This is a genomic window from Gemmobacter sp. (genome assembly GCF_016792925.1).
Taxonomy (GTDB): domain Bacteria; phylum Pseudomonadota; class Alphaproteobacteria; order Rhodobacterales; family Rhodobacteraceae; genus Gemmobacter.
In genome coordinates this window covers 1-21,794 of sequence record NZ_JAEULU010000308.1, presented here as the reverse complement: position 1 = coordinate 21,794, position 21,794 = coordinate 1, and the positions used below count along the sequence as shown (strand labels likewise).

Below are 21,794 nucleotides of genomic sequence, written 5' to 3'. Positions count from 1 at the left end.
GCCACCTCCTCGATGGCCTTGAGCAGGAGTTGCCACATCCGGGTCAGCACCCGCATCGGCAGGCCCTCGGCCATGGTCAGCCCGCGCGCACGCTCGTCCGGGGGGACGGTGGGGTCATTCGCGGCCTCAGGCGTGATCTTGATGACCGAAATCCAATGGGTGATCTCGGCCAGATCGCGCAGCACAGCCATCGGGTCGGCCCCGTCGGAATATTGCGCTGCAAGCTCCGACAGCGCGGCGGGCGCATCGCCCCGCATCACCATGTCGAACAGATCCAGCGTGCGCCCCCGGTCGGCCAGCCCCAGCATGGCGCGCACCTGATCGGCGGTGGTCTCGCCCGCGCCATGGCTGATCGCCTGATCCAAGAGCGAGGTCGCATCCCGGGCCGAGCCTTCGGCGGCGCGGGTGATCAGCGCCAGCGCATCCTCGGTGATGTTCGCGCCTTCCGCCCCCGCGATCTTGCGCAAAAGGCCCAGCATCACCTCCGGCTCGATCCGGCGCAGGTCGAACCGCTGGCAGCGCGACAGCACCGTGACCGGCACCTTGCGGATCTCGGTGGTGGCAAAGATGAATTTCACATGGGCCGGAGGCTCCTCCAGCGTTTTCAGCAACGCGTTGAAGGCGTTGGTCGACAGCATGTGAACTTCGTCGATGATGTAGATCTTGTAGCGGGCCGAGCTGGCGCGATAGGCGACCGAGGCGATGATCTCGCGGATGTCATCCACCCCGGTGCGCGAGGCGGCGTCCATCTCCATCACATCCACATGGCGGCCTTCGGCAATCGCCTTGCACTGGTCGCATTGGCCGCAAGGCTCGGTCGTGGGGCCGCCCTTGCCATCGGGGCCGATGCAATTGAGGCCCTTGGCGATGATGCGTGCCGTGGTGGTTTTGCCCGTGCCGCGAATGCCGGTCATCACGAAGGCATGGGCGATCCGGTCCGCCGCGAAGGCGTTTTTCAGCGTGCGCACCATCGCCTCCTGCCCGACAAGATCGGCGAAGGTTTCGGGGCGGTATTTGCGGGCAAGCACCTGATAGGCTTGCGGCTGGCTGTCGGTCATGCGGCGGGGTTCCCGGGTTCTGCGGGTCTAACCTAAGCGCGGCGCGGTTCGGCGTCCACCCTGCTCGGGGGTGGCGTTGGGGTTGGAGCCTTGCGGCTGGCCATCGCCACGCCAAGCCCCGCCAGCGCCATGCCGCCCCAGGCGGCCAGCGGCATCGCCTCGCCCAGCAAAGGCACGGCGAACAGCGCAGCCATGGCAGGCACAAGGTAGAACAGCGCCGACACCCGGCTGACCTCGCCCGCCCGGATCATCGCCAGCAGCAGCGACATGGCCAGCAGCGAATTGCCCACCACCAGATAGGCCAGCACGGCGATGAACTCGGCATCCCAGCGGATCGTCAGGGTCTCGGTCGCCAGCGCCACCGGCACCGTGCAGGCCGCCCCCACCGCATATTGGATCAGGTTCGAGGCGACAGGGTGGTGGCTGACGCCAAAGCGCTTTTCATACAGGGTGCCCGCCGTCATGCCGATCAGGGCGCCCACGGTCAGCACAAGGCCCCAGGGGTTCTCGGCCTGCACCTGCCCGCGTGACAGAATCACCACCACGGCGCCCGCAAGGCCAAGCGCGAGGCCCGCCCAGACCCGTGGCCCCACCGCCTCGCCCACGAAATGCGGTGCGATCAGCCCCACGAGAATCGGTTGCAGGCAGACCACGATCGCCACGCCCGCCGCCGAAACGCCGGATTTGAACGCCCAGTAGCACAGGCCGAAATAGGCCACCTGAATGAGGAAGCCCACCACGGCCACGTCAAACCATTGCCGCCAGCCTTGCGGCCATGCCGGGCGGACCACTGCCGCCACCGGCAACAAAAGCAGCAGAACAAGGCAATAGCGCAGCGCCAGCAGGGTGATGGGCGGGGCGTGCTGCAAGCCCAGTTTGGCAATGGCAAAGCCCGCCGACCAGAGGAGCAGGAACAGGGCGGGCGCGGCGATCAGCCAAAGCGGGCGGGTGCGTGTCATGCGGCCAACATGCCCGCCCGCCAGAGGCAATGCTTGGCCTGCGCCGACATCGCCCCGCCGCATTTGACGCCCTGCCGCACCCCAAGGCCGGGCAGGAGGCGGCGAATGACGCTGGCAATGACGCTGCAATGACGCAAGGCCGGGCATGGTCTGACGCAACGCAGCATCCGGAGGAAAAGGCCATGCCCCGCTGTCACGACCTGTCCGCCCTGCTGGCAACCTCGGCGGAGGAGCATCTGGAGCCCCGCCATACCGGCCTGATGGAGCGTTGGGCGCCGGTGGCCGACTGGATGGCGCAGCGTCTGGCCGAGGGCTTTGACGCCAGCTGCAAGTCGAACACCGCCCGGATCGGGCCGCGCGTCGTGGGGCGGGATCGCGCCGGGCGCGGGCTGTCGGGCATCAATTTTGCGATGGAAGACCCGCTCTCGCTTTCGTCGCATCCGCGCATCCTGACGGCGGCCACGGCGGCGGCGCGGCGCTATGGCGTGCATGCGGCGGGCAGTGCCAGCCAGATGGGGCTTTGCACGCTGGGCACCCAGCTGGAGGCGCGGCTGGCCGCGCATCTGGGCTATGCCGGGGCAACGCTGTTTCCCTGCGGCTGGTCGGCGGCCTTTGGCGCGCTGCGCACCCTGCTGCGCGCGGGCGACCATGTGCTGATCTGCGGGCCGGTGCGCGACGGGGTGCGGCAAGGCGCTGCGGCCTCCGGGGCCAGGGTGCATCTGCTGCCCGAGGCGGATTGCCTCACCCTCGCCGACCGGCTGGATCATTTGCGCGATCACCACCCGCAGGCGGGGATTCTGGTGGTGCTGCATGCGCTTGGCCCCTGCGGTGCCGGCCTGCCCGATCTGGGGCGCGTGCAGGCGCTGTGCCGCCGTCATGCCACCACGCTGATGGTCGATGTGTCGGATGATCTGGGTGTGATGGGCGAGACTGGTGGCGGCGTGATCGAGATGCAGGGCCTGCCGGGGCAGGTGGACATCGTGACCGGCAGCCTGGCCTCGGTCTTTGCGGCCAATGGCGGCTTTGTCGCGTCAAACCATCCGGCGCTGAAACCTGCGCTGCGCCTCGCCGCCGGGGCGCAGACCGAATGCAGTGCCATGTCGCCGGTGCAGGCCGCCGTGGCGCTGGCCGTGCTGGATCTGGTGACGGGCGAGGAAGGCGTGATCCGCCGCGCGCGGCTTGCCACCAATGCCGCGCGGCTGCGGGCGGGGTTGCACGCGGCGGGGTTTGTGCCGGTGTCGATGCCCGGCCCGGTGGTCACGCTGCGCTTTCCGGGGCTGGAACAGGCGCGCCGCCTGACGGCCGAGATGCTGGCCCATGGCGTCATGCTCAATCTGGACGAGGCGCCCGGCCCTGCGGCGGGCGCGCCGCATCCAATGCCCGCCTCGCAGGCGGCGGCGGTCTGGCGGCTGCGGGTGATGGCCGATCACAGCCCGGAGGACATTGACATGCTGGTCACCCGGCTGGTCGAGGCCCGGCAGCGCCTCGACCGCGCCGCGCGGCAGGATTGGGAGGATCGGCTGGCCGGGGTGGCCTGACGCCATCAGATCCGCGCGTGGCCCCCGCAGGGGGGCCGCCGCGCGACAGGATGGGTGCATGGGGTCGCCTTGCCAGCGAGGGGTCTATTTCGGCCTCGACCCATGTGCCTTTGAAGCCCGGCGTCAAACCCGGGCGGCGCCCGCCCGAATCCCCTCTGGGCGGGCGCTTTCACGACCCTTGGTTGTTTTTCAGGCCAAATTTTCCCTGTGATGGCGCCGCGATTCCCGTTGCGAGGGTGGACGCGCGCCAGAGCCTCCTTTATCCCTGAACCTGGGTGGCATGTTTCAGGGTGGCGGTTCGGCGCATGTCGGGGGGCTTTGGCTATCGGATTCTCGATCGGTTCTGCCTGACCCATGAGGGCCGGGACATTGCGGTTCGGGGCCAGAAACAGCGGGCGCTTCTGGCGGCCTTCTGCCTTGGCGCGCCTGCCCGCCAGTCGCGCGACCGGCTGGCCGATCTGCTGTGGTCGGATTCCGGCCCCGACAAGGCGCGCGGCTCCCTGCGCAACACCCTGCATATCCTCGCGCGCGAGACCGCGCCGCTGGAGCTGTTCGAGGCCGGGCGGCAAGAGGTGCAGGCCCGGTTCAGCGGCGCCTGCTGTGATCTGGAGGGCGCCTTGCGCGCCTGGGATGCGGGGCAGGAGGCGGCCCTTGCGGCCCGCAGCCTGCGCGACGCCGAAATGCGCTTTGCCGCCGATCTCTGGGGGCTGGACCCGGTGTTCGACAGCTTCCTGACCGAGCGGCGCGCGGTCTGGCTGGGGGCGCTGGCGGGCGCCCTGCGCACCCGGCTGGCCCTGCCGGTAACGGCGGCGGGCCGCTCGCCCCGGCTGATCGCGGAACGCCTGCGCGAGCTGATGCCGCAAGACGAGGCCGCGACCCGGACGCTGATGCAGCTGGACATTGCGGCGGGCAACAAGGCGGCGGCGCTGGACCATTACCGCCTGCTGTGGGAGGTGCTGGAGGAGGAGTTCGACATCGAACCCTCGCCCGAGACGCAGGCCATTGCCGTCTCGCTGAAAATGGCGCCGTCCAACCCCGCCGCGGGGCCGCTGCCCGACCCGGCGCATCGGGGTGGCGCGCCCCGTCGCGAGGCCGAGGCCGAGCGGCTGACCATTTTCCTGCACCCTTTCCCGCTGCTTGGCCTGCCCGAGGAGGACCAGATCCGCGTGGCCGCAATGCAGGCCGAGCTGTCGGCGGCGCTGTTCGCGGTGGAGGATTGGGTCACCATCGAAACCGCGCCGGGCATGGCGCTGCCCTGCCGCGACGGGCATTACGAGCTGCGCGGCACGGCCTCGCCGGGGATCGAGGAGATGCGGCTGATCCTGACGCTGAAGGATCTGGCCACCGGCACGATCATCTGGACATGGCCGCTGCAACTGCATCGCGAGGATTGGCTGCGCAATTCCGGCTTTGCGCTGCAACGCATGGCCCTGCGCCTCACCGGCAAGCTGGAGGCGCATTACATCGCAGGGATCGACCGGCTCAGCGATGCCGAGCTGGCGGATTATCGCAAGCTGATCCGGGCGGGCTGGCTGATGCGCGACTGGTCGGCCGAGGCTGACCGGCGGGCCGAGGTCTTGCTGCGGTCGGTCGGGTCGGCGGGCGATCTGGGGCTGCGGGCGCGCATCGGTCTGGCAGAGCTGCTGAACAGCCGCGAGCTGATCTTTCCGGGGCAGGGTCAAGTGCATGCCGGCGTGGCCGAGGCCCTGCGGATCGGGCGCGCCGTCACCGCCGAGGCGCCCGAGCGCGGCGATGGCTGGCTGGCCTATGGCTGGAGCCTGATCCTGAGCGATGATGCGCCGGGCGCCGGGCGCGCGGCCTCCATCGTGGCCGAATTGTCGCAAAGCAACCCGCGGCGCCTGTCGGCGGCTGCCGAAATGCTGGCGCTGTCGGGGGATGTCACGCGGGCGGCGCGGCTGGCCGATGCGGCGTCCCGGCTGGATGGCGGGGTGTGCCGCGTCTCGATGGGCTATCGCACCCCGGTGGCCTTGCTGGCGGGCGATCTGGCACAGGCCATGGCGCTGGCCGAACAGTCCGAGGGGGCCATCCCCTTCACCTTCGCTTACGGCGCGGCGGCGGCGCATCTGGCGGGCGAGACGGCGCAGGCCCTGCGCTTCTGGGCGCGCTTTCGCGAGGGGCTGGCCGCGCGCTGGCAGGGCGACAGCCCGCCCGATCCGCGGGGCTGGTTTCTGGCCGCCACTTCGATGCGGTGGGGGCTTGGGCTGGATGAGGTGGCGGGGGCGCTGTCCTGCCTGACGGGCGCCCCCGCGCCTGTGCTGCTGTCGCGCGCGGCGGGGCCTGCGGCGCGCGCCGCTCAGCGACAGGATCGCGTGGTGTAATCGCCTACATTCGACCAGACAAATTCCAGGGCCGTCATCTCGCCCAGGGCATAGGGTTCCAGATAGGGCGGGGCGTCGAACGTCTCGCCGCTGGCTTGCAGGCCAAGCGCCTTTTGCTCTTTCTCGGCGATATTGCCGGCCTCGGGCAGGCGGATATGCACGGCATTGGCACGGTTCTGAAGCAGCGTCATCGCCGCCTCCTCGCGCACGTTCCAGACTTCCAGCACCTGTGCGACCCGCCACATGCCCAGTGGGGCATCGCCGGTCTCGCCCGGATTGGGCAGGAAGCTGACGCCGAAATCCTCGCCCGCGACCGGCCCGAACACGATGTCCGGCGCCGGGGCCTCGCGGGCGGCGTCCTGCATCAGCAGGGCGCCATGGCTGCGGGCATAGGCGCCCAGCAGGGCCATGAAGCTGCGCAGCGTGGTGGGCCGCAGATCGGCAGGCTGGCGGGCCATGGCGACCATGAAAGCCCCTGTCAGCTTGAAGTCGATGGTGTTGAATTTCACATCCCTCAGCGGGGCGGCGGGATCGGTGGCGGTCATGGGCTGGCTCCTTCAGCTGGGGTTCAGGGAACGATCGCGGGAATGGCGAGGGGGGCTGGGCAGGCAGGGCGTCTTTGCGGTGCCATGAGCAGGCCTTCGGGCAAGGGGCGGGCGGGAAACCTGGCGAAACGGGCGGTGACGGCAAGCATGACAGGGCATCGTCATTGCTGCGTCACATTCGCAAAGGCGCTAGGGCGGCGCGGCGAGCGGCTGGAACAGCGGACGGGCCAAGGGCCAATCGGGGCAGACAAATCGCCAGACCGGAATGGCCGGATTTGGGCCCGTCAGATCTGGCACCGTCAGATCGGCAAAGCCATGCGCCAGCTTGCTCCCGGCCAGCGCGGCCAGCAGAGCGGGCAGGGTTGCCGGGGCAGAGGGCGGGGCGGCCGCCGCAGCGGCGTGCAGGCTGGGCAGCCGTGCGGCAAGGCCATGGGCGCGCAGGTCACGCTCGGCGCGGTCAGGGTGGTGATCGGGCATCAGCCATGCCAGCTCGGCCTGCATCGCCTCGCGCAGGGCCGCCGCTGCGGCGGTGTCCGCCTCGGGATGCGCGGCGCTGCCCAGCGAGGGCCGCCCGCCATCGGGATCGCAGGTCACCACCAGCCGCACCGCCAACCCCGGCAGCAGCTCCAGCGCCAGTGTCAGCCCCTGCCGCGCGCTGGCCCCGGCCCGCAGCGTGGGCAGGCACAGCGCATCCGGCGCCCGGTGCGCGGGCAGCGTGCCCTGCCACCACAGCGCCAGCGCGGCCCGTTCGGCGCGCTCGCAAAACGCGGCCAGCCGCGCCGACTGCGGGTCTGGCCCGGCGGCGACCCCCTCGCTGCCCAACCCTCCCGGCCCGGGCAGCGCCCGCGCATCGGCCAGCACCAGCCGCCCCGCCGCATCGCGCGCGGGCACCGGTCCGGCATGGGCAGCGGGCAGGATCGACAGGTTTTCAGCCAATTCGCCCAAGGCGCGGTTGCGCGCGTCTTCCGCCCGCTCTCCCGCCCCGCTGCCAAGGGGCGAGAGGGCAGGCCGGTCGCCCCGCCAGCGCGCGAAGGCCAGCACCAGCCCCGGCGCCCAGGGCGCGCGGATCAGGCGCAGCTCGCTTTGCGCCGCAAGGGGGGCGAGAGGGTCACGCATGGGCGAAGCCTCGCGCATTGTGGCGCATCCGGCAAGGGCGCAAGGCCGGGGCGCGGGGGGCGCGGTTGACCCCGGCCCCTGCCGGGTCTATCCCCTTGGCGTGCTGCTTTCGGAGGCCCGTGTGACCATCCACCTCTATCAGGGCGACCTGCCCGAGGGCCTGACCCTTGGCCCCGTGGTTGCCATCGACACCGAGACGATGGGCCTCGACCCGCGCCGCGACCGGCTGTGCGTGGTGCAGCTTTCGGCGGGGGATGGCCATGCCCATCTGGTGCAGATCGCGCGCGGCCAGACCTCTGCCCCAAATCTGGAGCGCCTGCTGGCCGATCCGGCGGTGCTGAAACTGTTCCATTTCGGGCGTTTCGACATTGCCGCGATGAAAAAGGCCTTTGGCGTCACCACGGCGCCGGTCTGGTGTACCAAGATCGCCTCGCGCCTGATCCGCACCTTCACCGACCGGCACGGGCTGAAATATCTGCTGGCCGAGCTGGTGGGGGTGGATGTCTCCAAGCAGCAGCAGACCTCGGATTGGGGCGCCGCCGTGCTGACCGAGGCGCAGAAGGAATATGCGGCCTCGGATGTGCTGTATCTGCACAAGCTGAAAGACGCGCTGGAGGCCCGGCTGATCCGCGAGGGCCGCATGGCGCTGGCGCAAAGCTGTTTCGATTTCCTGCCGACGCGGGCAGAGCTGGACCTGATGGGGTGGCAAGATACCAATGACATCTTCAACCACTGATTTCCTCGCCATCGGGCGCCGGGTCATCCGCCGCGAATCAGAGGCGCTGGATCTGCTGGCCGATCATCTGGGCGACAGCTTCACCAAGGCCGTGACCACGATTCTGGGGGCGCAAGGCCGGGTGATCGTGTGTGGCATGGGCAAATCGGGCCATATCGCGCGCAAGATGGCGGCGACCTTCGCCTCGACCGGCACGCCCGCGCAATTCGTGCATCCGGGCGAGGCCAGCCATGGCGATCTGGGCATGGTCACCGAAGGCGATGTGGCGCTGGTGCTGTCCAATTCCGGCGAGACGCCGGAGCTGGCCGACATCATCGCCCATACCCGGCGTTTCGGCATCCCGCTGATCGGGGTGGCGGGGCGCGAGGGCTCTACCCTCCTGCGGCAATCCGATGTGGCGATCCTGCTGCCCCCGGCGCAGGAGGCCTGCGATACCGGCATCGTGCCGACCACCTCCACCACCATGACGCTGGCGCTTGGCGATGCCTTGGCGATCGCGCTGATGGAGCATCGGCAGTTTACGCCCGAACATTTCCGGGTGTTCCATCCCGGCGGCAAGCTGGGCGCGAAACTTGCCACGGTGCGGCAGTTGATGCACCAGGACCTGCCGCTGGTTGGGCTGGACACGCCGATGACCGAGGCGCTGCTCGACATGACCCAGAAGGGGTTCGGCGTGGTGGGGGTGACCGATGCGACCGGCGCGCTGGCGGGGATTGTCACCGATGGCGACTTGCGCCGTCATATGCAGGGGCTCTTGAGCCTCACCGCCGGGCAGGTGATGACCCGCAACCCGCGCACCATTGGCCCGGAGGCGCTGGCGACCAAGGCCGTGGGCCTGATGCAGGATCGCAAGATCACCTCGCTGTTCGTGGTCGATCCCGAAGGCTCGGGCCATGCGGTTGGCCTGATCCATATCCATGATTGCCTGCGGGCCGGGGTGGTGTGACGCGATGGACGGGCATTCGCGCCTTGTGGGCTGGCTGAAGGTCGCGCTGCCGCTGTTCGCGCTGGCGGTGCTGTCCAGCCTGTTCCTCGTGGCGCGCAGCATCGACCCGGAGGGCGCGCTGACCCTGACCGAGGCCGAGCTGGCCGACCGGTTGCGCGAACCCCGCATCACCGCACCCGCCTATGCCGGCACCACCCGCGATGGCGCCACGATCAGCGTGACCGCCAGTGTCGCCCGCCCGGCCAGCGAGGGCGGCGCCAGCGCCGAGGCGGTGCGGGCCGAGCTGGCGACACCCGATGGCGCCCGCAGCACCCTGTCGGCGGCGGGGCTGCGCTTCACCTCGGATGCCGCGCAGGCGGTGCTGGAGGGGGGCGTGCTGATCTCGCAATCGCTGGGCTACGAGTTCCGCACCGAAAGCCTGACCCTGAACCTCGACCGCAGCGGCATGGAAAGCGCGGGCGCGGTGGAAGGGTTCGGGCCGCTGGGGCAACTGACCGCCGGGCGCATGGCGCTGACCCCCGCTGACGGCGCAAATCGCCACTATCTTCTGGTTTTCAACGGGGGCGTCAGGCTGATATACCAGCCCGGCACATCCCCTGATACGCCCTGACGCATTTTTAAAGGCTTCCCGATGTTCCGCCCGCTTCTGTTGACCCTGTTTTGCGTCCTTGGCCCCGCCGCGGCACTGGCACAGGATGCCGCCATCAGCTTTGGCGGGTTGAAGCAGGACACCTCGCTGCCGGTCGAGGTGAAGGCCGACAGCCTTGCCGTCAATCAGGCCGATGGCAGCGCCACCTTCACCGGCAATGTGCTGGTCGGGCAGGGCGAGATGCGGCTTTCGGCCAGCACGGTGCGGGTGGAATACGGGCAGGGCGGCAAAAGCATCGAGAAACTGCATGCCACCGGCGGCGTCACGCTGGCTTCGGCCAAGGATGCCGCCGAGGCGCGCGAGGCGGTCTATACCATCGGCTCCGGCTCTGTGGTGATGACGGGCGATGTGCTGCTGACCCAGGGCGCCAGCGCGATTTCCGGGCAGAAACTGGTGATCGACCTCAAGGCCGGCACCGGGCGGATGGAGGGCGGGGTCTCCACCATCTTCGTGCCGGGGGGCAACTGATGACCGCCCCGGATACGAGCGGCCTTCACGTCCGCAATCTGCGTAAAAGTTACAAGAAGCGCCCGGTGATCCGCGATGTGACGCTGTCCCTCGCGCGGGGCGAGGTGGTGGCGCTGCTGGGGCCGAACGGCTCGGGCAAGACCACCTGCTTTTACTCGATCGCGGGCCTTGTCACGCCCGAGGGCGGGCAGGTGGTGATCGACGGCAAGGATGTGACCGCCCTGCCGATGTATCGCCGCGCGCGGCTGGGCGTGGGCTATCTGCCGCAGGAAATGTCGATCTTCCGGGGGCTGTCGGTCGAGGATAACATCTTGGCCGTGCTGGAAATTCGCGAGCGTGACAGCCACAAGCGCCGCGAGCGGCTGGAAGAACTGCTTTCCGAATTCTCCATCACCCATCTGCGCCGCGCCCCCGCGCTGGCCCTTTCGGGCGGCGAGCGGCGCCGGGTGGAGATCGCCCGCTGTCTGGCCGCCGAGCCCAGCTATCTTCTGCTGGACGAACCCTTTGCCGGGGTCGACCCGATTGCCGTGGGTGAAATCCGCCATCTGGTGCAAGACCTCAAAAGCCGGGGTCTGGGCGTGCTGATCACCGATCACAATGTGCGCGAAACACTCGAGATCGTGGACCGCGCCTATATCCTGCATGACGGCCATGTGCTGATGAGCGGCACGACCGAGGAAATCGTGCAGGATGAAACCGTGCGCCGGGTCTATCTGGGCCAGAATTTCCGCATGGTCTGATCCCCGGCCGCGCGCCGGGCGGAATGCCGCGCAGCTTTCGTGACGAGGCTGTTGACAACACCGCCCGATCTGCCGCCAAATACCCGTGATGCGTGCGATACCCGCCCCTGACCCTCGGCCCCTTGCGGCAGTTTTCTGCCTCCTCCGGACTGGTGCCGAAACCCGGGACATCCCACATGAAATTAACCGGCTGGTCATCCTGCATGAGGCAGGATGCGCCATGCCGTCATCGCGAAGGAGGAGCCATGCGTTACCAGATCAGTGGAAAACAGATCGACATTGGTGAGGCACTTCAGACCCATGTGAAGGCCGAACTGGGGGAGGTCGTCGACAAATACGCCCAGCGTCCCACCGATGCGGTCGTGGTGTTTTCCAAGACGGCGCATGAATATATCTGCGAATCGACCATCCACCTGTCGACCGGGTTGAACGCCGCCGCCAAGGGCGCCGCCTCTGAAATCTATGCCGCTTTCGAGGCCTGCCGCGAGCGGTTGGACAAGCAATTGCGCCGCCACAAGCGCCGTCTGCGCGATCACCACAGCCGCCGCACGGGGCCGGTTGAATTCGACGGCGGTTCCTCCTATATCCTCGCCCCGACCGATGAGGGAGACGAGGGCGAGGCCATCGCCGATCAGCCGATCGTCATTGCCGAGATGGAGACGAAGATTCCTTCGATCACCGTCGGTGAAGCCGTGATGCAGATGGAGCTGGCGGGGCAAAAGATGCTCGTCTTCCGCAACGAGGGACATGGGGGCGTGAACGTCGTTTACCGTCGTGATGACGGCAATATCGGCTGGATCGACCCGCGCAACAGCAAGTGACGCGCCCCCGGGCGCCGGATGGACGACGACCCTGATGGAACTTTCCAAACTGTTGAACCCGCAGGCCGTTCGGGTCGTCAGCCAGATGACGAGCAAAAAGCGTCTCTTCCAGGAACTGGGAGAGATCGCCGCGCAGGCCTACAAGCTGAATGCGCTTGTGGCCATTGATGGCCTGCAGGAGCGCGAGAGCCTCGGCCCCACCGGCGTGGGCCATGGCATCGCGCTGCCGCATGCCCGGCTGGAGGATGTGTCGAACATCGTCGGCGTCTTCCTGCGGCTGGAAAAGCCGCTGGATTATGACAGCGTGGACCGTCAGCCGGTTGACCTGATCTTTGGCCTGTTCGCGCCCAAGGATTCGGGGGTGGAGCATCTGAAGGCGCTGGCGCTGGTCAGCCGCACCATGCGCGATGCCAGCATCTGCACCAAGCTGCGCGCCAATGCCGATCCGGCCAAGCTTTACGCGATTCTCACCGAAAGCCGGACCACCGCCGCAGCCTGAGGCTCAGCGGCGCCAGCGGCCAAAGCCATAACCCAGAATGTCGCGCTGATAGGCCTCGCGCGCGGCATCCTCCAGATCGCGCGACCAGATCGCATCCAGCGTGAAGGGCAGGGGCGTGCCCTCCACCGCGCGCAGCGGCGGTGCGTTCAGATCCAGCTCTGCCGCCAGGAAGGCAAGGCCCTCGGCCAGGCGACCCTCATGCAGGATCAGATCGGGCTGCTGGAAGGTGCCAAAGCCCTGCACCACCGCCGACTGGCTGGCCAGCGCGGGGTCGATCTTCTGCCCGGTCTGGCCGCCCAGATAGATCTTCAGCCAGCGCAGAAAGGCCAGAAACCCGTCATGGTGCTGCGCCGCCGTCACGCCCGGCCCGCGCGGCAGATCCAGCCCATAAGCCTTGGTCAGCAGGCGATACAGGTCATTCTGCCCCTCCAGCACGACACGGCAATAGCCCTCATGCGCGCGCGGCAAAGGGTGGCGCAGCACGGTAAAGCTGCGATGCGCCCCCTGCTGCCGCTTCCATTGCCGCAGGGTTTTCTGCACGAAATCGCCGATCAGCCCGCCGCGCCCCAGCCGCGCCAGCCAGTCGCGCACCGCGTCCTCGGGCCCGCCCTTCACCGGCATAAAAAGCAAGGGCGCATCGGCGGCGGCGATGAAAGAGGGGATCATCGGCATCCGGCGCGGCTCGAAATTCGGGCTGCGTGACAGGTTGAACCGGTCCAGCCGCGCCAGCGCGGCCTCCATCTCGGCCGGGTTCACCACCTTTTCGGTCACATCCTCGGGGTTTTGCTTTTTCAGCTTGGGGTCCAGCGCCTCCAGCCGCGCCGCAACCCCCAGAAACGCCGCAAGGCCGTTGAGAACCTCCAGATCGCTCAGATCCTCATAGTCGATATAAAACGCAGTCTGCCCCGTGGTTTGCAAGCCGCGCATCAGCAGCATCTGCCATTCCTGCGCCGCTTGCAGATGGGATTCAAACCCCGAAGCATCAAAGGCAATGCGCGCGGTTTTCAGGTTTTTCGCATTGGTCAGCCGCCATTGATCAGTGGCCTGCGCGATCTTCAGGCTGACATAGGCCTCGATCGGGTTGCGGGTCAGAATGATCTTGGCGCAGGCCGGATCGGCCAGCACATGCGCGGTCACCCGCGGGTCATGGTCATGGAAATGCCGGAACCCCGCCAGCCCCGGCGTCTGTTCGCGCATCGCGGCCAGCACCGCCAGCGGATCGGTCTCCCGTGCCGCCAGATCAAGGCCGAACATCTCGGCATTGTCCTTCTTGCCCATGAAATGAGGGTTGAACAGCTCGCCATGGCAGGTCACGCCATCCAGCGCGTTCAGATTGGCCTCCAGAAAATTCGATCCGGTCCGCATGGCCGCGAACATGACGAAAGAGGTGAATTTTGGCGCCAAGTCACTTCACCAGATAGGGGCGGCCGCGCCGCGTGGGTTGCGGGCGCGGGTCATCCCCGGCAGGAAAATCGCCCATCAGCACCGGCTGCATGCCCTGATTGCGCAGGTTCTGCAAGAACTGGCCAAAGCCCGTCAGGTCCGCCATGCGCGGCGCCTCGGTCAGCCGCCGCAGAGAGCGCGGGCTGATCTCGTCAATGATGGTCTGCAAGGGCTCCATCGGGTTTTCGACAAATTCCGCCAGCGTCCAGACCCGCACCTTGGCCTTGGTGGTCGCCGCGCGCAGCACCTCCAGATGCTCGGTCTCGATTTTTTGCAGCCGCGCGGCCTCGCGCCGGATGTCGCTGAAATTGGCGTTGGCCCGGAACAGCGGCACTGCCCAAGCCCCTGAAATCACCGAGATTTGCGCATTCGGATCGCGGGCGAGGAAGGGCGAGATCTTTTGATTGTCCTCGGGGCCGAATTGAAAACACTGCCGCTCGCCGCGCGTGTTCCAGATCAGGCTGACCAGAAAGCTGCGCGGGTTGTAATCGCGCAGGCCCGCGCTGTCGGACAGGGCGCCGTTATAGACCGTCTCGCCCCCGGCAAACTGGGCGCGATCCGGGGCGAACAGATGGCCATGCACCCGCGTGCCCGCCACCTTGCCCAACCAGATGTCGAAACTCTCAAACAGCTCGGCAAAGCCCTCGAACACCGAATAGGGCGCGGCGGACATGCCGTTTTCCCAATTCGCCTTGGGGAACCGGCTTTGCATATACAGCCCCGCGCGCCCCTTGGTGCGCCGCTCCACGGCCTTGGCGAACAGCCGGTCGATCTTGCCGGGGTTCGGCTCGGCCAGGGCCTGACTGCCCAGATCGGCCGAGAGGAAATGCTGATACAGCCGGTCGGCCTGCGGCCAGATCTTGCGCGCCACGAAACAGTCGGATTTGCGCAAAAGTTGCAGGTGATCGTCGTAAAAGATGTGCGGCTTGCCCTGAAAATCGAATTTGGAAAGGGTCAGCGATCGGCTTTCCACATTGGTGGAAACCTGCCGCACCAGAGTTTGAAAATAGCTTTCATCGGGAATCCACACCCGCCGGAAATAGCGGTCATGCGCCTCGCGGTCGGGGCTTTCCAGAATCGCGCTGAGCGTTTGTCGCGTCAGGCACCACCATTGGCTGCCCAGATGCGGCACGATGCCTTTCGGCACGCGTCGCCGGACCCCCAGCCGCCGTTGCAGCCGCACATAGGTGTCAAAGGCCCGCCGCTGTCGGCGCCACGAGAAGGGAAAGCGCAGGGTGAAGCGCTCGATGTTCAGTCCGCCCACCGTCCAGCCGACATCCTCGGTGGTGACGCTTTCGATGAAATCGGTGCGGGGGCGTTCATCCAGATACGAGATCAGCTCGCCCACCGGGCGCAGCGGCAGGCAGGAGCCGGAGGCGAGGAACACATGGCGCACCGCTGGAAACTCACGCAGGATCAGCATGGAGGCTGCTTGCGTGGCCGCCACCAGACCCCATGTGCCCCATTCGCAGGCGAAGCGCTCGGAAAAGCGGATGTCAGCAACCTCGGCCAGATCGCGCTGCATGCGTTCGTAATGGCGGCGCTTCACCCGTTTGTCGACATGGATCACCACCGGGCAGCCGCGCTCGGCCCAATGGCGGGCGACCTGCGCGGCGCGGTCCAGCGCGGTGTGGCACAGCATGACAAAGCCCACGCTCATGCCCAGTTGCCTTTCGACATCAGGCCCAGAATCTCCAGCTGGCGCCAGTTGATGTATTTCTCGCTCCACTTGCACCACATGTCGGGCGAGGAGGCCATGCCCTCCTGATAGGCGCGGTATTCGTGGCTATTGGCGAAATGCTGTTGGCGGGCCATCTCCTCCTGCGCCTTCACGGCGAAAGTGTCGAGGAATTTGGCATGCAGCAGGCAGCCCGAGGCCTTTTCGCCGCCCCATTCATCGTAAACCTGGTTGAGCCCGCGCGGCAGCAGCATATGGGTCGAGCTGACAAAGACGTAATCGCGCTGCCATTTCACCAGCGGAATTTTGTTCAGCGCGGGGGCGCGTTCGGGGTTGTCGGCAAAGAACTTGCGGGCGCGCGGGCCGCCCTGGATCCACAGGTTGCCGTAGACCGGGTTCTTGGTCATGGTGTAATTGCCGCTGTCGAACCAATTGGCGATCTCCAGCGGGTCCTGACCCTCGTGATAGGGGTGCTGCGCGATCGGGCCCTTGGGATACATATCCAGCATCATGGCCGAAAAGGATTTGATCGAGCTGGCATCCAGCCAATCGGTCAGCGCGCGCAGCGGGCGGGTGTCACAGAAGGGATAGACCAGAAATTCGTCGGGATCGACCACCACAACCCAATGGCCATGGCCATAGCGCATCAGCAGCCAGTTCACCCAGTCAATGCCAAAGCGCGAGCGTTTATAGCTGTGTTTCGTGGTCCAGACCGAGACATCGGCCTGTTGGGCGAGGTAATCGCGCGTGCCGTCATCGCTGCCATTGTCCACGAACAGGAAATGATTGACGCCAAGATCGCGGTAGTAGCGCAGGAAATAGGGCAGGCGCACCTTTTCGTTGCGGACGGTGGAGACCAGGATCAGGTCGCCCGCGCGGATATTGGCGGCACGGGTGACGACCGGCGACAGTTCACGACGCTTGACAAACGCCCTGAGGCGCCAGCGTTTTCGCGCCAGCCGCAGCCGGTATGTCGTCCAGATGCCCAAAGCCGCCTACCTCGTCCGGTCCTGCGGGCCAGTCTGGCGAAGGAAGTTTAAGACAGTGTTGAAATGCGTGGTCCAGTCGGGCAATGCCCGCTTGCCCCCTGTCGCAGCCTGACCCCTCACACCATCACCCCACCCGCGCCCGTCCCTGGCGGCCCGTTCGATTGTTTCCATCCAAGAATAAACATCTGTGGGGCTTAGGTAAACTGCCAAGTCACCCAGAGTTTCCCTCAGGACAGGCAGATCGCTGACGATCAGCGGCACGCCAAGCCCTGCGGCCTCCAGCGGGGGCAGGCCGAAGCCCTCGGCCTGAGTGGGGAACAGCAGGCCCTGCGAGGCTTGCAGCAGCCCTGCCAGCGCCGCGTCAGACAGGCCGGGCGCCTCGATCACATGCGGCGGGCGGGCATCCAGCCGGGCAAAGACGGCGCGGTTCAGCCAGCCCCGGCTGCCCGCGATCACCAGTTGTGGCATGGCGCCCTCTGGCAGGCGCTGCGCCAGGGCCTGCCACACGTCCAGCAACAGCGCGTGATTCTTGCGCGGCTCGATGGTGCCGACGGTGACAAAGAAGGGGCGGGCGCGGTCCAGCCCCGGCAGGTGAAACCCGCCGGGCGCGGGCAGGCCCACCCCCAGCGGCGCCACCACACCGGCTGGCAGCGGGGCGAGCCGCGCCATCTGCGCCTCGGTCAGGGCGCGGGTCGCGTGGGTCGTATGCACGATCAGCTCGGCCTGCGCCGCGGCGGCCAGCTTTCGGGCAAAGACCTGCGGGATGCCGGGGCGGGTGAATTCCGGGTGATCCAGCGGGATGGTGTCATGGATCAGCACGACGCGCGGCCCGGCCTGCGCGGCCATCACGCGCGGCGTCAGATTGGCGTGACCCATGTTGAAATAGACGGTGCCCGGTGGCAGGCGGCGCAGCATCCGGGCCAGCCCTGGAACGATACAGCGCGTGACACTTTCGCGCCTGGCCACGGCCTCGGCCCGGGCGCGCAGCGGGTCGCTGCGGCGGCTGATCCGGCCTGCCAGATCGGCCTTGCCCAAGGGCGCGCCGCGCGTCACCGCCAGCACCTTTTCCACCCCGCGCCGATCCAGCAGGCAAAAGCCCCAGGCCGTGCGCACCAAGGCAAAAAGGGGGATGCCCTCGCGGACCTCCCCCTCCAGCAATCTTTCGGCCCAGGCCAGTTCTACCCGGTCCACCCCCGTCAGCGCCGCCCGGCCCAGACGCGACACCAGCCGCGTCAGATCCAGCAGATGCGCGGGGGGCATTGCCGCAAGCGCCTGTTACTGCGCAGCTTTCTGCTGTGCCACCACGTCGTGCAGGTAAGAGGTGAACTCCTCCTGCAAATCGGGGCGCGACATGCCAAAGGCGACGGTCGCTTGCAGGAACCCGGCCTTGGAGCCGCAGTCATAGCGCTGGCCGCGGAAGCGGAAGCCGTAAACGCCGGTGCCCTCGGGGCCGATTTCCTCGGCAATGGCATCGGTCAGCTGAATCTCGCCGCCCGCGCCCTGCTTCATTTTGTTGAGGTTCGTCATGACCTTGGGCGACAGGATATAGCGCCCGATCACCGCGAGGTTCGAGGGCGCCTCTTCGGCCTTCGGTTTTTCCACCATGCCCTTGGCGCGAACCATGTTGCCCATGTCCTCGTCAATATCCAGCACGCCATAGCTGCTGGCCTTGGCCGGGGGCACCTCCATCGCGGCGACCATATTGCCGCCGGTGGCCTCATAGGCCTCCACCATCTGTTGCAGGCAGGGCTTTTCGGCGGCGATCACGTCATCGGGCAGCAGCACGGCGAAGGGCTCGTTGCCAACCAGACGGCGGGCGCACCACACCGCATGGCCCAGACCCATCGGGCGGTTCTGGCGCACATAGGCAATGGCGCCGCTGTCCATGTTGGTGGATTTCAGCGTCTCCAGCAGGTCGGTCTTGCCCGCGCGCTTCAGCGTGCTTTCCAGCTCGGGCGCGTGGTCAAAGTAATCTTCCAGCGCCGATTTCCCGCGCGAGGTGACGAAGATGAATTCCTTGATCCCGGCGGCGCGCGCCTCGTCGATGGCGTATTGGATCAGCGGGCGGTCAACCAGCGTCATGATCTCTTTCGGGATCGACTTGGTGGCGGGCAGGAAGCGGGTTCCCATGCCTGCCACGGGGAAGACTGCCTTGGTGACCTTTCTGGACTTCATTCTATGACTCGATTCTCTGAGGGTCGTTCTTATGTATCACCTGCGCGGCGACTGGCCGTCACAATAGGGGAATTTTTGTGACAACGCAGCGAAAAACAAAGGTGATGCTGCGCCTTTGCCTGCCGCGAGGCGGGTTTGGCCCCTTGTGGCGAAGGCCGCGCCACATCGCAAGCCGGATTGACGCCGGGGTCAGCCGGTTTGCGTCATTCTGGGCGGAGTTTTGCCCAGACTGAAACCTCTCGTGTGATGCGGTCGGCAAAACGCCACCAGCGGAAGGCCGGGTCGCTTCGGTCCGAGGCGCCGAACAGCCCGCCGCTTTGCTCCCACCAGCCTTCGGGGTGAAAGCGCATGCGATGGCGCAGGGCGCTGGGGGAGAGGCGGATCACCGTGGCGATGGCGCCTGCGGCCGTGGCGGCGCGGGCCTCGGCCTCCAGCCAGCTGCGCTGCCAGCTGCGCCCGGCAAGGATGCGGCTTGGCCGGGGCCCGGTGCCGGGCAGCGGCTGAAAGGCGCCTTGCGTGGGGGGGAGTGGCGGCAGGTCGGGCAGCGGGCGGGCGCCGCCCTCGGTCAACCCGGCCTCCAGCGAAGCCAGCAGACGCTCCACCCCGCGCGGCTCGATCCGGCCCTCTACCATCAGACGCAGGGCGCGGCGGCGCTGCTCGCCGCGCAGATGCTCCAGCCCCTCGGCCCAAAGCCGTTCCGGCGCGTGGCGACGCAGAAAGACCATGCTGGAGGCGCCGATCTCATGCAGGCTGAGCGGCACCCGGTCGGCGCGGCGGCGCGCGCTGGCGGCAAAGCCGTGATGCACCTGCGCCAGGGGCAGAACGGCGGTCAGCCCGCGCCCGGCCATGCGCAGGTTCAGGTCGGCCTCGTCCAGATAAAAGCGATAGGCAGGGTCAAAGCCGCCCACTGCGCGCAGGTCATGGGCGCGAAAGGCGCAATTGGTGCCCTGGGTCTTGACCGCCCGACCCGCCCGCGCGGCAAGCAGGGCGGGGCCGGTCACCTCCAGCGGGTGATCGCGCCCCAGCTGGTCGATCTCGGAGGCTTGCCACTGGAAGGAAAAGCCGTTGCGCCCCCGCACAAAGCCGGTGGCTGCCACCACTTGCGGGGCGTGAAAGGCGGCGGCAAGGCGGCTGGCCCATGTGGGTTCCGGCACGGCATCATCATCCAGAAAGGCGATGATCTCGCCCGCCGCCTGCGCAATGCCAAGGTTGCGCGCGGCAGAGATATTGGCCTCGTCAAAGGCCACGGTTTTGGCCGCCGCTCTTGTGGGGGCAGGCAGGCCCGCCAGCGCACCGGGATCGGCGACCACCACCAGCTCCAGCCGGGGGTGATCGCTTTGCCCAAGCGCCAGCACCGCGCGCCGCAGCGCCTCCGCCCGGTGGCGGCTGACCACGATCACGCTGATCGTGGGCAGATCGGTCACTGCGCGGCCATCTCGGCCATCATCGCTTCGATGCGCGGCACGTCTTCGGGGTTGTTCAACTCCCAGAACTGGCGGCCCTTGGCCTCCACTTCCACGCACAAGACGTTGCGGCCCTGTTCCAAAAAGCGCAGCTGCTCCAGCCCCTCCAGCACTTCCAGCGGGCCGACGGGCCAGATGGCATAGGCGCGCAGGGCGCGCGGGCGATAGGCATAGACGCCGACATGGTGGAACACCGGGGTCGGGTCTGCGTCGGCATAGGTCTTGCCGGTCTAGGGGATCACTTCCTTGGAGAAATAAAGCGCCCGCCCGCCCGCGCCGAACACCGCCGTGGTGCCGCCCACGCGCCCTGCGCGGCGGTCGGCCAGAAAGCCGCTGACCGCGCGGCCATCGCAGCGCAGCACCGGGGTGGCGATGTCGGCCTGCGGATCGGCGCGCAGGCCCGCGATCAGCTCTTCGACGAACCAGGCGGGCGTCAGCGGCGCATCGCCTTGCAGGTTCACCACCATCTCGAAGCCCGGCAGTTTCGAGGCCACTTCGGCGCAGCGCTCGGTGCCGTTCTGGCAAGCGGGCGAGGTCATCACCACCTCGGCGCCAAAGCCCTCGGCATGGGTCTTGATGCGGTCATCATCGGTGGCGACCACAACACGGTCCACGCCCTTGACGGCGCGTGCGGCCTCCCAGCTGCGCTGGATCAGGGTTTTCGCGCCATCCGGCCCGGTCAGCGTGACGAGCGGCTTGCCGGGATAGCGGGTGGAGGCATAGCGGGCGGGAATGGCGATCAGCACGCTCATTTTTGCAGGCTCACGCCGGGTTTCAGATCAACACCGGGGGCATAGGCGATGAAGAACGGGTTGTCCCAGCCCTGCTTGCCATAGGCAAGGGGGGTGTGGTCGTCAAAGCGCACCACATGGCCGCCCGCCCCGCGCAGCACGGCGTCGCCCGCCGCCGTGTCCCATTCCATCGTGCGGCCGAGGCGCGGGTAAAGATCGGCCTCGCCCGTCGCCACAAGGCAGAATTTCAGCGAAGACCCGGCCGAGCGCATGTCTTTCACGCTGTATTTGTTGATGTAATCATCGGTGGCCGCGTCGCGGTGCGATTTGGAGGCCACCACCATCAGCCCGCCATTATCGGGCGTGGACACCCCGATGCGGCGCAGATTGCCGGGGCGGTTTTTGTCCAGCGCGCCGGTTTCCTCCACCGCGCCGCCCTCGGCCAGCGTGTAGAACAACCGCCCCTGCGCCGGGGCGTAAACCACGCCATGCACCGGCACGCCGTTTTCGACATAGGCGATGTTCACGGTGAAATCGCCCCGGCGCTGGATGAACTCCTTGGTGCCATCCAGCGGGTCGACGATCAGGAAAGTCTGCGCGCAGAGCGCGTGGCTGGCCGCCTGTTCCTCGGTGATCAGCGTCACATCCGGGAAGGCCGCCCGCAGCCCGGCCGAGATCAGCGCATCCGCCGCCTCGTCGGCCGCCGTCACCGGGCTTGCGTCGCCCTTGGATTTCACCTCGAAATCGGGGCTGTTATAGACCTCCATGATCCGGTCTCCGGCCTCAAGCGCGAGGCGGCGGATGGTGGGGACAAGCTGGTTGAAATCCATGCGAAAGGCTCCGGTCAGGCGGATCGGCGCCCGGCCGGGCGCGACAGTTGCGTAAAAATCCGTTGTTCCTT

At 67.4% G+C, this 21,794-nt stretch carries 20 protein-coding genes and 1 pseudogene; 9 read left to right on the top strand and 12 right to left on the bottom strand.

The genetic code is table 11. The annotated features are described in order from the left end of the window. A partial coding sequence (locus JNN06_RS15035) for a DNA polymerase III subunit gamma/tau (RefSeq protein ID WP_291240407.1) occupies positions 1-1,058 on the bottom strand: 1,058 nt, incomplete at its 3' end. A gap of 32 nt (positions 1,059-1,090) precedes the next feature. Continuing rightward, positions 1,091-2,017 (bottom strand): DMT family transporter, encoded by a 927-nt coding sequence (locus JNN06_RS15030; RefSeq protein ID WP_291240406.1) that lies wholly within the window; start codon positions 2,015-2,017, stop codon positions 1,091-1,093. A 182-nt stretch (positions 2,018-2,199) separates the two neighbouring features. Between JNN06_RS15030 and JNN06_RS15025 the strand changes: the two genes are divergently transcribed. Then, entirely contained in the window at positions 2,200-3,555 is a 1,356-nt protein-coding gene (locus JNN06_RS15025) for an aminotransferase class I/II-fold pyridoxal phosphate-dependent enzyme (RefSeq protein ID WP_291240405.1), read from the top strand. Between the two features lie 305 nt (positions 3,556-3,860). After that, complete coding sequence (locus JNN06_RS15020; protein WP_291240404.1) at positions 3,861-5,894, top strand: BTAD domain-containing putative transcriptional regulator; 2,034 nt, start codon at positions 3,861-3,863, stop codon at positions 5,892-5,894. On the opposite strand, the gene JNN06_RS15015 is transcribed toward JNN06_RS15020, so the two are convergent. Together JNN06_RS15015 and JNN06_RS15010 are read right to left on the bottom strand one after the other, a co-directional pair. Further along, positions 5,870-6,439, bottom strand: a complete 570-nt coding sequence (locus tag JNN06_RS15015; RefSeq protein ID WP_291240403.1) for a hypothetical protein — start codon at positions 6,437-6,439, stop codon at positions 5,870-5,872. The genes JNN06_RS15020 and JNN06_RS15015 overlap by 25 nt on opposite strands. Before the next feature lie 189 nt (positions 6,440-6,628). Beyond that, complete coding sequence (locus tag JNN06_RS15010; protein WP_291240402.1) at positions 6,629-7,555, bottom strand: YcaO-like family protein; 927 nt, start codon at positions 7,553-7,555, stop codon at positions 6,629-6,631. Positions 7,556-7,676: 121 nt separating this feature from the next. Here JNN06_RS15010 and JNN06_RS15005 point away from each other — a divergent pair, with 121 nt between their 5' ends. The 7 genes from JNN06_RS15005 to JNN06_RS14975 all read left to right on the top strand — a co-directional run bounded on the left by JNN06_RS15005 (position 7,677) and on the right by JNN06_RS14975 (position 12,414). Next, positions 7,677-8,291, top strand: a complete 615-nt coding sequence (locus JNN06_RS15005) for a ribonuclease H-like domain-containing protein (protein ID WP_291240408.1) — start codon at positions 7,677-7,679, stop codon at positions 8,289-8,291. Further along, positions 8,272-9,237, top strand: a complete 966-nt coding sequence (locus tag JNN06_RS15000; RefSeq protein ID WP_291240401.1) for a KpsF/GutQ family sugar-phosphate isomerase — start codon at positions 8,272-8,274, stop codon at positions 9,235-9,237. The genes JNN06_RS15005 and JNN06_RS15000 overlap by 20 nt, the downstream gene beginning before the upstream one ends. A gap of 4 nt (positions 9,238-9,241) precedes the next feature. After that, entirely contained in the window at positions 9,242-9,847 is a 606-nt protein-coding gene (locus JNN06_RS14995) for a hypothetical protein (protein ID WP_291240400.1), read from the top strand. A gap of 21 nt (positions 9,848-9,868) precedes the next feature. Further along, positions 9,869-10,354 carry a lipopolysaccharide transport periplasmic protein LptA gene (lptA, locus tag JNN06_RS14990; protein ID WP_291240399.1) on the top strand — a complete coding sequence of 162 codons (486 nt, stop codon included), beginning with the start codon at positions 9,869-9,871 and terminating at the stop codon, positions 10,352-10,354. Continuing rightward, a complete protein-coding gene (gene lptB / locus JNN06_RS14985) occupies positions 10,354-11,094 on the top strand; it encodes an LPS export ABC transporter ATP-binding protein (RefSeq protein WP_291240398.1) in 741 nt (246 codons plus the stop codon). The genes lptA and lptB overlap by 1 nt, the downstream gene beginning before the upstream one ends. A 245-nt stretch (positions 11,095-11,339) precedes the next feature. Continuing rightward, entirely contained in the window at positions 11,340-11,915 is a 576-nt protein-coding gene (gene raiA, locus JNN06_RS14980) for a ribosome-associated translation inhibitor RaiA (protein WP_291240397.1), read from the top strand. Between the two features lie 34 nt (positions 11,916-11,949). Continuing rightward, entirely contained in the window at positions 11,950-12,414 is a 465-nt protein-coding gene (locus tag JNN06_RS14975; protein ID WP_291240396.1) for a PTS sugar transporter subunit IIA, read from the top strand. Positions 12,415-12,417: 3 nt separating this feature from the next. On the opposite strand, the gene JNN06_RS14970 is transcribed toward JNN06_RS14975, so the two are convergent. The 8 genes and pseudogenes from JNN06_RS14970 to cysQ form a co-directional block, all read right to left on the bottom strand. Beyond that, positions 12,418-13,779 (bottom strand): nodulation protein NodH, encoded by a 1,362-nt coding sequence (locus JNN06_RS14970; RefSeq protein WP_291240395.1) that lies wholly within the window; start codon positions 13,777-13,779, stop codon positions 12,418-12,420. A 40-nt stretch (positions 13,780-13,819) separates the two neighbouring features. Beyond that, positions 13,820-15,517: a beta-1,6-N-acetylglucosaminyltransferase gene (locus JNN06_RS14965; protein WP_291240394.1), complete on the bottom strand. Its 1,698-nt coding sequence runs from the start codon at positions 15,515-15,517 to the stop codon at positions 13,820-13,822. Further along, entirely contained in the window at positions 15,514-16,524 is a 1,011-nt protein-coding gene (locus JNN06_RS14960; RefSeq protein WP_291240393.1) for a glycosyltransferase family 2 protein, read from the bottom strand. The genes JNN06_RS14965 and JNN06_RS14960 overlap by 4 nt, the downstream gene beginning before the upstream one ends. A gap of 6 nt (positions 16,525-16,530) precedes the next feature. Beyond that, entirely contained in the window at positions 16,531-17,784 is a 1,254-nt protein-coding gene (locus JNN06_RS14955) for a glycosyltransferase family 1 protein (RefSeq protein ID WP_291240392.1), read from the bottom strand. A 15-nt stretch (positions 17,785-17,799) separates the two neighbouring features. Next, positions 17,800-18,699: a UTP--glucose-1-phosphate uridylyltransferase GalU gene (gene galU, locus JNN06_RS14950; RefSeq protein ID WP_291240391.1), complete on the bottom strand. Its 900-nt coding sequence runs from the start codon at positions 18,697-18,699 to the stop codon at positions 17,800-17,802. Positions 18,700-18,902: 203 nt separating this feature from the next. Then, the gene (locus tag JNN06_RS14945) at positions 18,903-20,123 is read right to left on the bottom strand and encodes a glycosyltransferase family A protein (RefSeq protein ID WP_291240390.1); all 1,221 of its coding nucleotides are present in this window, start codon (positions 20,121-20,123) and stop codon (positions 18,903-18,905) included. Next, a pseudogene (locus JNN06_RS14940) lies at positions 20,120-20,914 on the bottom strand (manno-octulosonate cytidylyltransferase). Before JNN06_RS14940 ends, JNN06_RS14945 begins: the two are co-directional and overlap by 4 nt. After that, entirely contained in the window at positions 20,911-21,723 is an 813-nt protein-coding gene (gene cysQ / locus JNN06_RS14935; RefSeq protein ID WP_291240389.1) for a 3'(2'),5'-bisphosphate nucleotidase CysQ, read from the bottom strand. The pseudogene JNN06_RS14940 and the gene cysQ overlap by 4 nt, the downstream one beginning before the upstream one ends. Between the last annotated feature and the right edge of the window lie 71 nt (positions 21,724-21,794).

Coding starts and splice junctions, on each gene's coding strand:
- JNN06_RS15030 (WP_291240406.1), bottom strand. CDS start 2,017: ATGACACGCACCCGCCCGCTTTGGCTGATCGCCGCGCCCGCCCTGTTC.
- JNN06_RS15025 (WP_291240405.1), top strand. CDS start 2,200: ATGCCCCGCTGTCACGACCTGTCCGCCCTGCTGGCAACCTCGGCGGAG.
- JNN06_RS15020 (WP_291240404.1), top strand. CDS start 3,861: ATGTCGGGGGGCTTTGGCTATCGGATTCTCGATCGGTTCTGCCTGACC.
- JNN06_RS15015 (WP_291240403.1), bottom strand. CDS start 6,439: ATGACCGCCACCGATCCCGCCGCCCCGCTGAGGGATGTGAAATTCAAC.
- JNN06_RS15010 (WP_291240402.1), bottom strand. CDS start 7,555: ATGCGTGACCCTCTCGCCCCCCTTGCGGCGCAAAGCGAGCTGCGCCTG.
- JNN06_RS15000 (WP_291240401.1), top strand. CDS start 8,272: ATGACATCTTCAACCACTGATTTCCTCGCCATCGGGCGCCGGGTCATC.
- JNN06_RS14995 (WP_291240400.1), top strand. CDS start 9,242: ATGGACGGGCATTCGCGCCTTGTGGGCTGGCTGAAGGTCGCGCTGCCG.
- lptA (WP_291240399.1), top strand. CDS start 9,869: ATGTTCCGCCCGCTTCTGTTGACCCTGTTTTGCGTCCTTGGCCCCGCC.
- lptB (WP_291240398.1), top strand. CDS start 10,354: ATGACCGCCCCGGATACGAGCGGCCTTCACGTCCGCAATCTGCGTAAA.
- raiA (WP_291240397.1), top strand. CDS start 11,340: ATGCGTTACCAGATCAGTGGAAAACAGATCGACATTGGTGAGGCACTT.
- JNN06_RS14975 (WP_291240396.1), top strand. CDS start 11,950: ATGGAACTTTCCAAACTGTTGAACCCGCAGGCCGTTCGGGTCGTCAGC.
- JNN06_RS14970 (WP_291240395.1), bottom strand. CDS start 13,779: ATGCGGACCGGATCGAATTTTCTGGAGGCCAATCTGAACGCGCTGGAT.
- JNN06_RS14965 (WP_291240394.1), bottom strand. CDS start 15,517: ATGAGCGTGGGCTTTGTCATGCTGTGCCACACCGCGCTGGACCGCGCC.
- JNN06_RS14955 (WP_291240392.1), bottom strand. CDS start 17,784: ATGCCCCCCGCGCATCTGCTGGATCTGACGCGGCTGGTGTCGCGTCTG.
- galU (WP_291240391.1), bottom strand. CDS start 18,699: ATGAAGTCCAGAAAGGTCACCAAGGCAGTCTTCCCCGTGGCAGGCATG.
- cysQ (WP_291240389.1), bottom strand. CDS start 21,723: ATGGATTTCAACCAGCTTGTCCCCACCATCCGCCGCCTCGCGCTTGAG.